Origin of the sequence: Streptomyces sp. GbtcB7, from assembly GCF_019091445.1 — a bacterium.
GTDB classification, from domain to species: Bacteria; Actinomycetota; Actinomycetes; order Streptomycetales; family Streptomycetaceae; genus Streptomyces; species Streptomyces mirabilis.
Genome location: NZ_JAGXJM010000002.1, coordinates 568,502 through 582,419 on the forward strand (window position 1 = coordinate 568,502; position 13,918 = coordinate 582,419).

The 13,918-nt window shown below is 68.7% G+C and carries 5 protein-coding genes, 1 tRNA gene and 1 rRNA gene; 1 reads left to right on the forward strand and 6 read right to left on the reverse strand.

Translation table 11 applies throughout. The features are described 5' to 3' along the window. Positions 1-128: 128 nt before the first annotated feature. The 3 genes from KVT44_RS05310 to KVT44_RS05320 all read right to left on the reverse strand — a co-directional run bounded on the left by KVT44_RS05310 (position 129) and on the right by KVT44_RS05320 (position 9,472). Positions 129-2,867: a DNA translocase FtsK gene (locus KVT44_RS05310; RefSeq protein WP_217566249.1), complete on the reverse strand. Its 2,739-nt coding sequence runs from the start codon at positions 2,865-2,867 to the stop codon at positions 129-131. 124 nt (positions 2,868-2,991) lie between these two features. Next, the gene (locus KVT44_RS05315) at positions 2,992-3,675 is read right to left on the reverse strand and encodes a two-component system response regulator (RefSeq protein WP_054228614.1); all 684 of its coding nucleotides are present in this window, start codon (positions 3,673-3,675) and stop codon (positions 2,992-2,994) included. 301 nt (positions 3,676-3,976) lie between these two features. Further along, entirely contained in the window at positions 3,977-9,472 is a 5,496-nt protein-coding gene (locus KVT44_RS05320; protein ID WP_190172321.1) for a HAMP domain-containing protein, read from the reverse strand. A gap of 421 nt (positions 9,473-9,893) precedes the next feature. On the opposite strand from KVT44_RS05320, the gene KVT44_RS05325 reads away from it, so the two are divergent. Then, positions 9,894-12,641 carry a SpoIIE family protein phosphatase gene (locus tag KVT44_RS05325; RefSeq protein ID WP_190172320.1) on the forward strand — a complete coding sequence of 916 codons (2,748 nt, stop codon included), beginning with the start codon at positions 9,894-9,896 and terminating at the stop codon, positions 12,639-12,641. 73 nt (positions 12,642-12,714) lie between these two features. On the opposite strand, the gene KVT44_RS05330 is transcribed toward KVT44_RS05325, so the two are convergent. The 3 genes from KVT44_RS05330 to rrf all read right to left on the reverse strand — a co-directional run bounded on the left by KVT44_RS05330 (position 12,715) and on the right by rrf (position 13,768). Then, positions 12,715-12,790 (reverse strand) — tRNA-Thr (locus KVT44_RS05330). A gap of 84 nt (positions 12,791-12,874) precedes the next feature. Further along, positions 12,875-13,537, reverse strand: a complete 663-nt coding sequence (locus KVT44_RS05335; protein ID WP_190172445.1) for a DegT/DnrJ/EryC1/StrS aminotransferase family protein — start codon at positions 13,535-13,537, stop codon at positions 12,875-12,877. A 114-nt stretch (positions 13,538-13,651) separates the two neighbouring features. Then, positions 13,652-13,768, reverse strand: a 5S ribosomal RNA gene (rrf, locus tag KVT44_RS05340). Between the last annotated feature and the right edge of the window lie 150 nt (positions 13,769-13,918).

Consider the following 13,918-nt stretch of genomic DNA (forward strand, 5'->3'; position numbering starts at 1 on the left):
TTTCCCTTACGGGTGAGTCACGTTCGAATATCCACGTGTCACGGAGCGAACCGTCCGCGCCATGACCGAGCCGCCGAGATCTCACCCGTACGGTGACCGAGCTGTCCCGTTTTCCTCCGCCAAAAGCTCTACGCTTCAGCTTCCCCACGAATCACGGCGAGCACTCCATCCAGCTCGTCGGCCTTCACAAGAACATCACGCGCCTTGGAGCCCTCGCTGGGCCCGACGATGCCGCGGGACTCCATGAGGTCCATCAGCCGCCCTGCCTTGGCGAAGCCGACCCGCAGCTTGCGCTGGAGCATCGAGGTGGACCCGAACTGCGAGGTGACGACCAGTTCGGCGGCGGCGCACAGCAGGTCGAGGTCGTCGCCGATGTCCTCGTCGATCTCCTTCTTCTGCTTGGTGCCAACGGTGACGTCGTCCCGGAAGACCGGCGCCATCTGGTCCTTGCAGTGCTGCACGATGGCCGCGACCTCGTCCTCGGTGACGAAGGCACCCTGCATACGGGTGGGCTTGTTGGCCCCCATCGGCAGGAAGAGCCCGTCACCCTTGCCGATCAGCTTCTCGGCACCCGGCTGGTCGAGGATGACGCGCGAGTCCGCCAGTGACGACGTGGCGAAGGCGAGCCGGGACGGCACGTTCGCCTTGATCAGACCGGTGACGACGTCCACGGACGGCCGCTGGGTGGCGAGCACCAGGTGAATGCCGGCCGCACGAGCGAGCTGCGTGATGCGCACGATCGCGTCCTCGACGTCGCGCGGGGCGACCATCATCAGGTCGGCGAGCTCGTCGACGATCACCAGCAGATACGGGTACGGCGTCAACTCGCGCTCGCTGCCCTCGGGCAGCTTCACCTTGCCGTTCCTGATGGCCTCGTTGAAGTCGTCGATGTGCCGGTAGCCGAACGCCGCGAGGTCGTCGTAGCGCAGATCCATCTCCCGTACGACCCACTGCAGCGCCTCGGCGGCCCGCTTCGGGTTGGTGATGATCGGCGTGATCAGGTGCGGGATGCCCTCGTACGCGGTCAGCTCGACCCGCTTGGGGTCGACGAGGACCATCCGGACGTCCTCGGGGGTCGCCCGGACCATGACGGACGTAATCAGGCAGTTAATGCACGAGGATTTACCGGAACCAGTGGCTCCGGCGACGAGCACGTGCGGCATCTTCGCCAGGTTGGCCATCACATAGCCGCCCTCGACGTCCTTGCCGAGCGCGACCAGCATCGGGTGGTCGTCCTCGGCCGCGTCCGCGAGGCGCAGCACGTCACCGAGGTTGACCATCTCGCGGTCGGTGTTGGGGATCTCGATGCCGACCGCCGACTTGCCGGGGATCGGACTGATGATCCGCACGTCGGGGCTTGCGACGGCGTACGCGATGTTCTTGGTGAGCGCCGTGATCCGCTCGACCTTCACGGCGGGGCCGAGCTCGACCTCGTAGCGCGTGACCGTCGGACCACGCGTGAAGCCGGTGACGGCGGCGTCGACCTTGAACTCCATGAAGACGTTCTGGAGCGAGGCGACCACGGCGTCATTGGCGGCGCTGCGCGTCTTGCCGGGCCCGCCGCGCTCCAGGAGGTCGAGCGACGGCAGGGAGTAGGTGATGTCGCCGGACAGTTGGAGCTGCTCCGCGCGCGGGGGCAGGTCGCGGGGCGCGTCGGGCGCGGACTTGGTGAGGTCGGGCACGACGGACTCGACGGCCAGGGCCTCCTGCTTGGGCCGCTTGGCGCCCGGGACGGCCTTGGCGCGCGCGGCCGGCACCGGGGTCGTCTCCTCGTAGCCGTCACGCTCCGCCGTGACGCCCTGCGTCAGATCGGCGACCAGCGGGGAGGGCGGCATCCCGTGCAGCACGGCGCCGTCGAGCGCGGCGGCGGCGGCCGCGGCGACATCCACCGCGTCCATGGGCCGGTTCATGTCGGGCTGCTGCACACCGGGCCGCCGGGGACGGCCGCGGCGCTTGGTGAGCGCCTCCTCCTCGGCGCTCTCCGCGTCGTATCCCTCAGGGGCGCGCGAACGCCGCCGGGAGCGGGCGGGAAGCGCCTCACGCCACTGCTCGTCGTAGCGCTCGTCGTCCTCGCCGAAGGCGTCCTCGTCGGGGTCGGCCTGGACGACGCCCAGCTTCTGCCCGAGCAGCCGCAGCCGCTGCGGGATCGCGTTGACGGGGGTCGCCGTGACGACCAGCAGGCCGAAGATCGTGAGCAGCACGAGCAGCGGCACCGCGAGGACGTCGCCCATCATGTACGTCAGCGGCGTCGACGCCCCCCAGCCGATGAGCCCGCCCGCGTCCCTTATCGCCTGCATGCCGTCGCTGCGCGCGGGCGCCCCGCAGGCGATGTGGACCTGGCCGAGCACGCCGATGACGAGCGCGGACAGGCCGATCACGATGCGCCCGTTGGCCTCCGGCTTCTCGGGGTGCAGGATGAAGCGGGCGGCGATGACCGCCAGCAGTATCGGCACCAGCAGGTCGAGGCGGCCGAAGGCACCCGTCACCAGCATCTCGACGAGGTCGCCGACGGGACCGTGCAGGTTGGACCACGTGCCCGCCGCGACGATCAGCGCGATCCCGATCAGCAGCAGCGCGAGTCCGTCCTTGCGATGCGCCGGGTCGAGCCCCTTCGCGCCCCGTCCTATCCCGCGGAACATCGCGCCGACGGCGTGCGCGAGGCCCAGCCACACGGCGCGTACGAGCTTGTACACGCCCGCGGTGGGGTTGGGCGCCGACGCGGGTGGGGCCTTCTTCGCCGCGACCTTCTTGGCGGGCGCCTTCTTGGCGGCTGCCTTTTTCGCGGGGGCCTTCTTCGCCGGAGCCTTCGTCGGAGCGGCCGCCTTCTTCGCGGGCGGCTTCTTGGCTGCGGACTGACGTGAGGCCATGAGTGTGAGGTTACCGGTGGAGACGACAGCGGACACGTGTGCCTACTGCTTCACCCGTTCGTGTCGCCCGCACCAGGGAACAGAACTGACGCGCGCTCACCGCGAACGGCGGACTCCTCGGAGGTCAGTTCTGCGACGGCACCGACGGTGCGCCGCTTCCCGTGCCCGGCTCCAACGCGTCCAGCGCCCGCCGCAGTCCCGTGAGTTTGCGTTCGAGATGGGCCGCGGTCGCCACCGCCGCCGCGTCCGCCGAGTCGTCGTCGAGCTGTTTGGACAGCGCCTCGGCCTGCTCCTCAACGGCCGCGAGCCGCGCGGAGAGTTCGGCGAGGAGACCGGCCGGCTCCTTGGCCGAGCCGAGCGCCGTCTTACCGCCGCCCTCCAGCTGCAGCCGCAGCAGCGCTGCCTGCTCGCGCAGTTGGCAGTTCTTCATGTAGAGCTCGACGAAGACCGAGACCTTCGCACGCAGCACCCATGGGTCGAACGGCTTGGAGATGTAGTCCACCGCACCCGCCGCGTACCCCCGGAAGGTGTGGTGCGGGCCGTGGTTGATCGCCGTGAGAAAGATGATCGGGATGTCCCGAGTCCGTTCACGCCGCTTGATGTGCGCCGCGGTTTCGAAACCGTCCATTCCAGGCATCTGGACGTCCAGCAGAATGACCGCGAAGTCGTCGGTCAGTAGCGCTTTGAGCGCTTCCTCTCCGGAGGATGCCCGTACCAGTGTCTGATCGAGCGCGGAGAGGATCGCCTCCAACGCCAGCAGATTCTCCGGCCGGTCATCGACCAGAAGGATCTTGGCCTTCTGCACCATGGCCCGCCCTCCTCGCCCCGGCAGTGCACCGGGCGCCGCCCCAGAGGACGACTCCCTTGCGCCGCCCGTCCTTGTGCCGGTCATGGTAGCCGCACCCCGCCTGTCGCCACACCCTGTCACCGCGATGTCACTGTGCACGTAGCAGAAACGTAGCGGGAGACCAGAAGGTTCCCCGAATCCCGCACTTCTACACGGCTTCGGCCACCGTCAGTTATACGACGTCGGGCGCCCCGCGCCGCCGACTCGGCGCGCACAGCCCGGCCTCCCGGCCGCCGACACCACCCGGCGACACCCATCCCGCTCACTCCTCGCGCATCCACTGCTCCATCACGGAGAGCAGATGGTCGGGATCGACCGGCTTGGTGACATAGTCGGACGCGCCGGACTCGATGGCCTTCTCCCGGTCGCCCTTCATCGCCTTCGCCGTGAGCGCGATGATCGGCAGCCCGGCGAACTGCGGCATCCGGCGAATCGCCGTCGTCGTGGCGTAGCCGTCCATCTCGGGCATCATGATGTCCATCAGGACGACCGTCACGTCGTCGTGCTGCTCCAGCACTTCGATGCCCTCACGGCCGTTCTCGGCGTACAGGACCGACAGGCCGTGCTGCTCCAGGACGCTGGTGAGCGCGAACACGTTGCGGATGTCGTCGTCGACGATCAGCACCTTCTCGCCCTCGAACCGGATGCCTCGGCGCGGCTGCGGCGCCGCCTCCTGCTGCCCCCCGGCCGCCCACTGCTCCTGAGAGCCACCCGCGGCCCCGTTCGGCCCCGGCAGCCCCGGGCGCTGCTCGGTCGCGGGCAGCGCCCTGCGGCGCCGCCTGAAGAGCGCGGCGGGCCCGTTCTGCGTCTCCTGGTACGACTTCACCTCGGCCGGCGTCTCGATGTCGACCCCGGACAGCTCCGCCTCCGAGGCGAGCAACTCCCCGGCCTCCAGGGCGGGCGCGAGCTGCCCGTAGCCCTGCGGGGGCAGTTCGCTCGGGTGCAGCGGCAAATACAGCGTGAACGTCGAACCGCGTCCCGGCTCGCTCTGGGCGTGGATCTCACCGCCCAGCAGACGCGCGATCTCCCGCGAGATGGACAGCCCCAGACCCGTACCGCCGTACTTCCTGCTCGTCGTACCGTCCGCCTGCTTGAAGGCCTCGAAAATCACCCGCATCTTGCTGGCGGCGATCCCGATGCCGGTGTCGGTCACCGAGAACGCGATCAGACCGGCGTCCGCGTCCCGCAGCGAACCCGCTTCCAGGAGCTGCTCCCGGATCGCCACCGGGACATCCGCGCCGGCGGGCCGGATCACCAATTCGACCGCTCCGGAGTCGGTGAACTTCACCGCGTTGGAGAGCAGGTTGCGCAGCACCTGAAGAAGGCGCTGCTCGTCGGTGTGCAGCGTGGCGGGCAGTTCCGGCGACACTCGGACGGAGAAGTCGAGGCCCTTCTCCGCGGTCAGCGGACGGAAAGTGGCCTCTACGTAGTCGACGAGTTGGACCAGCGCGATGCGGGTCGGCGACACGTCCATCTTGCCCGCCTCGACCTTCGACAGATCGAGGATGTCGTTGATCAGCTGGAGCAGGTCGGAACCCGCTCCGTGGATCGTTTCCGCGAACTCGACCTGCTTCGGCGTCAGGTTCGACTCGGCGTTGTCGGCGAGCAACTTCGCGAGGATCAGCAGGGAGTTGAGCGGCGTGCGCAGCTCGTGCGACATGTTCGCCAGGAACTCGCTCTTGTAGCGCATGGAGACCGCGAGTTGCTCGGCACGCTCCTCCAGGACCTGCCGCGCCTCCTCGATCTCGGTGTTCTTGACCTCGATGTCGCGGTTCTGCTGGGCCAGCAGCTCGGCCTTGTCCTCCAGTTCCGCGTTGGAGTCCTGAAGGGCCTTCTGCCGGTTCTCCAACTCCGCCGAGCGCTCCCGCAGCTGCTCGGTGAGCTCCTGCGACTGCTTGAGCAGCACCTCCGTCTTGGTGTTGACGGAGATGGTGTTGACGCTCGTCGCGATCATCTCGGCGATCTGGTTCAGGAAGTCCTTCTGGATCTGCGTGAACGGCGTGAAGGACGCCAGCTCGATCACACCCAGCACGGTCCCCTCGAAGAGCACCGGAAGCACGATCACCTGCGCCGGGGGCGCCTCGCCGAGCCCGGACGAGATCTTCAGGTAGCCGCTCGGCGCGTTCTCCACCAGGATCGTGCGCTTCTCCTGCGCGGCCGTCCCGATCAGCGCCTCACCGGGCCGGAACGACGTCGGCATGGAGCCCATCGAGTAGCCGTACGAACCGAGCATGCGCAGCTCGTACGCGTCCTCGTCGTTGCCCGCCTCCTTGCCGTCGACCAGTGGCATGGAGAGGAAGAACGCGCCGTGCTGCGCCGAGACCACCGGCGTCAGCTCACTCATGATCAGCGAGGCCACGTCGTCGAGGTCGCGGCGCCCCTGCATCAGGGCGGAGATACGGGCGAGGTTGCCCTTGAGCCAGTCCTGTTCCTTGTTGGCGATGGTGGTGTCGCGCAGGTTGGCGATCATCTTGTTGATGTAGTCCTGAAGTTCCTGGATCTCGCCCGAGGCGTCCACATCGATCTTCAGGTTCAGGTCGCCGCGGGTCACCGCGGTCGCCACGCGCGCGATGGCACGCACCTGCCGGGTCAGGTTCCCGGCCATCTCGTTCACCGACTCGGTGAGGTCGCGCCAGGTGCCGTCGACGTCACGCACGCGTGCCTGGCCGCCCAGTTGCCCCTCGGTACCCACCTCGCGGGCGACTCGGGTGACCTCCTCGGCGAAGGACGACAGCTGGTCGACCATCGTGTTGATGGTGGTCTTCAGCTCCAGGATCTCGCCGCGCGCGTCGATGTCGATCTTCTTGGTGAGGTCGCCCTTGGCGATGGCCGTGGTGACCATCGCGATGTTGCGCACCTGACCGGTCAGGTTGGACGCCATCCCGTTCACGGACTCGGTGAGGTCCTTCCACGTACCGGCCACACCCGGGACGTGCGCCTGCCCGCCGAGGATGCCGTCCGTGCCCACCTCGCGGGCCACCTTGGTGACCTGGTCGGCGAACGAACTCAGCGTCTTCACCATGGTGTTGAAGGTGTCGGCGAGCTGCGCGACCTCGCCGCGCGCCTCGATCGTCACCGTACGGGTCAGATCGCCGTTGGCGACGGCCGCGGCGACCTGGGAGATGTTGCGCACCTGCATGGTCAGGTTGTTGGCCATCAGGTTCACGTTGTTGCTGAGGTCCTTCCAGATGCCCGTGACACCGGGCACATGAGCCTGCCCGCCGAGGATGCCCTCGGTGCCCACCTCGCGGGCCACCCGGGTCACCTGCTCGGCGAAGGACGACAGCTGGTCCACCATCGTGTTCACGGTGGTGACGAGTTCGAGGATCTCACCCTTGGCGTCGACGGTGATCTTCTTCGACAGGTCGCCCATGGCGACCGCCGTCGTGACCTCGGCGATGTTGCGGACCTGGATGGTCAGGTTGTTCGCCATGAAGTTCACGGACTGCGTGAGGTCCTTCCAGGTGCCGGAGACACCCTGCACCTCGGCCTGACCGCCGAGCATGCCCTCCGTGCCCACTTCACGGGCCACCCGCGTCACCTGCTCGGCGAAGTTCGAGAGCTGGTCCACCATCGTGTTGAGGGTGTTCTTCAGCTCCAGGATCTCGCCACGCGCGTCCACGTCGATCTTCTGCGACAGGTCACCCCGCGCCACCGCGGTCGCGACCTGCGCGATGTTGCGCACCTGGGCGGTGAGGTTGCCCGCCATGCCGTTCACGGAGTCCGTCAGGTCGCGCCACACACCGGCGACGCCGGGCACCTGCGCCTGACCGCCGAGACGGCCCTCCGTACCCACCTCACGGGCCACCCGCGTCACCTGGTCCGCGAAGGCGGAGAGCTGGTCGACCATCGTGTTGATGGTGTTCTTCAGCTCCAGGATCTCGCCACGCGCGTCCACGTCGATCTTCTGCGACAGGTCACCCCGCGCCACCGCCGTGGTGACCTGGGCGATCTGCCGTACCTGCGAGGTCAGGTTCCCCGCCATGAAGTTGACGGAATCGGTGAGTTCCTTCCACGTACCGGACACGCCGTCCACGCGGGCCTGACCGCCGAGGCGGCCCTCCGTGCCCACGTCCCGGGCCATCCGCGTCACCTGGTCGGCGAACGAGGACAGCTGGTCCACCATCGTGTTCACGGTGTTCTTCAGCTGGAGCATCTCTCCGGAGACGTCGACCGTCACCTTCTGAGACAGGTCACCGTTCGCGACCGCCGTCGTCACCTGCGCGATGTTGCGGACCTGACCCGTCAGGTTCCGGAACGCCGTGTTGACGGAGTCGGTGAGGTCCTTCCACGTACCGGCCACACCCGGCACCTGCGCCTGGCCGCCCAGTTCACCCTCGACACCGACCTCGCGCGCCACGCGCGTGACCTCGACACCGAACGACGACAGCTGGTCGACCATCGTGTTGACGGTGTTCTTCAGCTCCAGCATCTCGCCGGCCACGTCGACGGTGACCTTCTGCGACAGATCACCGTTGGCGACCGCCGTCGTCACCGCGGCGATGTCCCGCACCTGGGTCGTGAGGTTCCGGAACACCGTGTTGACGGAGTCCGTCAGGTCCTTCCACGTCCCCGCCGCGCCCGGCACGTTCGCCTGACCGCCGAGCCGCCCCTCGCCACCGACCTCGTTGGCCACCCGCGTGACCTCGTCCGCGAACGTCCGCAGCGTCTCGGTCATCTGGTTGATCGTCTCGGCGAGCTGCGCGACCTCGCCGCGCGCGGAAACGGTCACCTTCTGCGACAGGTCACCGCTCGCGACCGCCGTCGTCACCTGCGCGATCCCGCGCACCTGGGCCGTGAGGTTACCGGCCATCAGGTTCACCGAATCGGTGAGGTCCTTCCACACCCCGGCCACACCGGGCACCTGCGCCTGGCCGCCGAGCTCGCCCTCGGTGCCCACCTCACGCGCGACTCGCGTCACCTCGGAGGAGAACGAGGACAGCTGATCCACCATCGTGTTGACGGTGTTCTTCAGCTCCAGCATCTCGCCGGCCACATGAACCGTGACCTTCCGGGACAAGTCGCCCTTCGCGACCGCCGTCGTCACGAGAGCGATGTCACGCACCTGAGCCGTCAGCCGGTACGCCATGGTGTTGACCGAATCCGTGAGGTCCTTCCACGAACCGGACATTCCGCGCACCCGGGCCTGCCCGCCCAGCTTGCCCTCGGTGCCCACCTCACTGGCCACCCGCGTGACCTCGTCGGTGAACGTCGACAGCTGGTCGACCAGGTTGTTGACCGTCCGTCCGACCTTCAGGAACTCCCCGCGCAGCGGATGCCCGTTGCCGTCCGCCGCCTGCGCCCGCAGTTCCATACGCGGCGACAGATCGCCCTCCGCCACCGCGGACAGCACCCGGCCGACCTCGGAGACCGGTCGTACGAGGTCGTCGACGAGCGCGTTCGACGCGTCGATCGCGGCACCCCAGGAACCCTCGCAGGCGCCCGACTCCAGCCGCTCCGTGAGCTTTCCCTCACGCCCGACCACCCGCCGCACCCGCGACAGCTCACCCGTCAGATGCAGATTCCGGTCCGCCACCTCATTGAAGACAGCCGCGATCTCCGACATCACGCCATCACCGGAGACCGTGAGGCGCTTGCGGAAATTGCCGTCCCGCATCGACACCAGAGCCGTCAGCAGCCTGTTCAGGGCAGCCGTATCCACCTCGGTGGTGCCATTGCGTGGTGTGCGCCGGTTGTTCAGGGACTGTCCGTCTTCTGCGCGCGTCCTACCGCCCCGCGTCGCTGCGCCAGACTCCACTGTGTCCCTCCCGCAAGGGTCGACCATTACTGCTCGGCGTACTCGGGTACTGCTTGCTCGGGTACCACTGCTCGTGCTCAGGTACTACTGCTCGGCGAACCGGCAGGCACTCGGCCTGTCCGACCTTCTCACTGGAGCTTGCCCAGTGTTTCACCCCGGCTGAACCAGGCCATAACAGTTCGGCAGCTTCGCACATCGTCCGCACACCGCCCGGAGGCGGGCACAGCCTCGTCAGGACGGACACACAGGCACCTGTCCGAACGGAAACTCTGCCCCTCTCCCGACGGAAACACCGGTGACCGGCATCCGCATGGACGGCGAAGGTAAGTAACCTTGCATGCGGCTGTCCAGCCACACCGGTTTGTCCGGCCTGGGCGGTGGCACAAGAACGAGCGGGCAGGCATCGGAGGGGCACCGCACCATGACCACCGGACTGCATCCTGGGGGACAGCCCCAGGATCCTCGGCCGACGGGGAACCAGGCACTGCCCCGGCAGGAGCGGGTCGGCCACGGGGCCCCGCACGCCGACAACCGGACAAGGAGTGCTGTGATCACCGCGCGCGCGGCCGCCAGTTTCGATCCCGTCGGGCGATCGGTCGCGACCGCCAGATCCTTCGTCCGCGACACCCTCCAGGGCTGGGGCTTCGCCGACATCGTCGACGACGCGGTGGTCCTGACCAGCGAACTCGTCACCAATGCTGTCGTGCATGCGGGCACCTCCGCGGATGTCCTGTGTCTGCGCAGCGACGAAGGCGTACGCATCGAGGTGGCAGACCGCTACCCGGAACGTGAAATTCCACTCCAGGCGACGGCTGTGAACATGGGCAGCCCCGACCGCGAGGGCGGGCGCGGACTCCAGTTGTGCGCCGCCCTGGCCGGCCGCTGGGGCGTCGACTACTCCCCCACGCACAAGCAGGTCTGGTTCCACCTCGACCTCCCCGATCGCCCGGTCGGCACCCGCAGCGCGGGCCCCTCCCTCCCCGCCCACCTCCTTCCGCTCGCCGACGGCCGCGTCCGCGTCGCGGTGATCCAGATCGACCGCGTCGGCGCCATCTCGGCCTGGAACGAGGACGCGGAGGACCTTTTCGGGTACGCCGCCGAGCAGGTCATCGGCAAGCCCCTCACCGACCTCGCGGCCTGGCCGCACACCCCGGGCACCAGCACCGGCATCGTCGAGGCCCTCCAACTCTCGCGCTGGGAGGGCAGCTACGGGCTCCGGGCCGCGAGCGGCCGCGTGACCCCGGTCTACGCCTCGCACCTCCGCGTCCGCGACACGGGCGGCGAACCCTCCACGGTCTGCCTTCTCGTACGCGACCACGAACGCGCCGTCCTGCAGACCCCGTTGCGGGCGTCGGCCACCGACACGACGACCAGCTCCGAGGGCCAGGCCACGGACCCCTTCGAGGTCTTCATCGGCTCCCCCGCCCCGGACGACCTGGACGGCCTCCTTCAGCGCACGGTGGAGCGCGCCCGCGACATGCTCGACGGCGACTCCGCCTTCCTGCTCCTCGCGACCGACGACGAGACGGAGTTGGAGGTACGAGCCTCGACGGGCCTGCCCTCCGCCCGCCAGCGCTTCGCCCGCGTCCCCGTCGAGGCGGGCCCCGGCCGCTACGGCTCGGCCCGTATGCCCGCCGTCCACGAGGACCTGACGGTCGTCCCCGGCGCCGTACCGCTGCTGGCCGGCACCGGCATGCGCTCGGTCGTCACGGTCCCGCTGAAGGTCGAGGGCCGCCTCACCGGCTCCCTCGGTGTCGCGGCCGAGGGACCCTCCCGCTACTCGAACGAGGAGGCCCTGCGCCTCCAGTTCGCCGCCGACCGCATCGCGCTCGCGGTGGAATCGGCCCGCCTGGGCGAGCTGGAACGCCTGCGCCGCGGCTCGCTGAGCTTCCTCGTCGAGGCCTCCGACCTCCTCGCCGGCACCCTGGACCGCGACCAGACCCTCGCCCTCATGGCCCAGATGACGGTCCCGACCCTCGCCACCTGGTGCGCGGTCTACACGATCGCCGACCAGGCCTCGGACCCGTACCTCTCGTACGTCCTGCACGAGGACGAGGAACGCATCGACGGTCTCAAGGCCCTGCTCTCGAAGATCGCCCCACCGGACCCGGTCCCCACCCCCGGCGCCCGCGTCTGGGCGGCCCCGGGCGAGGCGGCCCACCAGGCGGCCCTGCGCACCTCCATGCGCAGCCTGGGCCTCGGCGAGCCCGCCTCGGTCACCTCCGGCATCGGTACGACCCTGGCGACGGCCGCGGCGGTCGGCGGCGAGACCGTCGTCCTGCCCCTGGTCGCCCGCAACCGCGTCATCGGCATGCTGACGCTCGGCAAGCCCTCCGACGAACACTTCCGCCAGGAAATCCTGGAACTGGCCGAGGACCTGTCCCGCAGGGCCGCCCTGGCCCTCGACAACGCCCGCCTGTACTCGGAGCGCACGGCCATCAGCCAGTCCCTCCAGCGCAGCCTCCTGCCGCCCGACCTCCCGCACATCGACGGCGTCGAGGTCGAGGTCATCTACCGCGCGGCCGGCGAGGGCAACGAGGTCGGCGGCGACTTCTACGACCTCTTCCCGATCCGTGACGGCGTCTACGGCTTCGCCATCGGCGACGTCTGCGGTACGGGCCCGGAGGCGGCGGCGGTCACGGGCCTCGCCCGGCACGCCCTGCGCCTCCTGGCCCGCGAGGGCTTCGGCGGCCCCGCGGTCCTGGAGCGCCTGAACTCCGCGATCCTGGACGAGGGCGCCCGCAGCCGCTTCCTGACCCTGCTCTACGGCGAGTTGTGGCCCCAGGAGGACGGCAGCGCCATGCTGAAGGTGGTCTGCGCGGGCCACCCGCTCCCGCTCCGCCTGCGCCAGGACGGCACCGTAGAAGCCGCCGCCGAACCGCAGCCCCTCCTCGGTGTCATGGAAGACCTGGAGCTGTACGAGCAGACCATCACCCTCGACCCGGGCGACGTGCTGCTGTGTGTGACGGACGGCGTCACCGAACGCCGTGAGGGCACCCGCATGTTGGGCGACGACGGCCTCACGGACGTCCTCACCACGTGTACGGGCCTCACGGCGGGAGCGGTGGCCGCCCGCATCATGCGCGCGGTCGAGCGCTTCGCCTCCGACGCCCCGTCCGACGACATGGCGATTCTGGCGATGCGGGTGCCGGGCCTTCAGCGGGACTGAGGTCGCACTCGACTCCGGGACACTCCCGGACATGCGAAAGGCCCCCGCCCGTAAGGGCGGAGGCCTTTTCTGCTGGAGCCCCCCAACGGAATCGAACCGTTGACCTTCTCCTTACCATGGAGACGCTCTGCCGACTGAGCTAGGGGGGCCGGTCGCCTTTTCGAGGTTTCCCTCGCGGCAACGAAATAGATCATACCCCGAACACGAGCGTGCTCCCAACCAGTCCCGTCGGATCAGAAGGCGGGCTGCAGCAATCCCCCGAGCGCATTGCACGCGGAGACGATCCGCTGCATCTCCCGCTTCGTCAACGACGCGTCCACGGGCAGCGCGAGAGTCTCGTCGGCGGCGCGCTCCGTCTCCGGGAGGTGCACGTCCCGACGGAACCCGGGCAGCCGGTGCACGGGCGTCTTCACCGGCACCCGGCACTCAATTCCCTTGGCCCGTACGGCCCGTGCGAAGGCGTCCCGGTCCGGCCTGCCATTGCCGGGCACGCGCACGACGTACTGCTGGTACGTGTGCCCGTCACCGCCGTCCGGCGTGCGCACTCCGCTCAGCCGCCCGTCGAGATAGGCGGCCCGCTCCCTGCGCTGCGCGATCTCGTCGTACGGCGCCTCGGACTCGCCCAGTTCCAGCACCAGAAGCCCGTGTCGCTGCCCGACGTCCCGCAGCCGCGCCATGTCGGCCGACCGACCGAAGCGGTGTACGACGACGACAGCGGTCGACCTCGGGGTCACGGCCGCCTCGACAGCGTCGGCGTCAAGGCAGTACGTCACCGGGTCTATGTCGGCGAAGACGGCCGACGCACCGACCTGGGTCACGGCCTCCGCGACCTCGACGTTCCCGAACGCCGGCACGATGACCTCGTCGCCGACTCCGACGCCCGCGGCCCTGAGCATTGCAGCTGTACCCATGCCGCGGATGCTTGTCGCGCAAAGTGAACGCAAAGTGTCGGACAACAAAAAAGAGCTGGTCCCCGAACCGAAGTTCGGGGACCAGCTCTTTTAATATGAGTTCGGCGGCGTCCTACTCTCCCACAGGGTCCCCCCTGCAGTACCATCGGCGCTGTGAGGCTTAGCTTCCGGGTTCGGAATGTAACCGGGCGTTTCCCTCACGCTATGACCACCGAAACACTATGAAACTGTAACTACCGCACCACACCCAGTGGCCCTGGGAATGGGGTTGTTCGTGGTTTCAGAACCAACACAGTGGACGCGAGCAACTGAGGACAAGCCCTCGGCCTATTAGTACCGGTCACCTCCAGCGGTTACCCGCCTTCC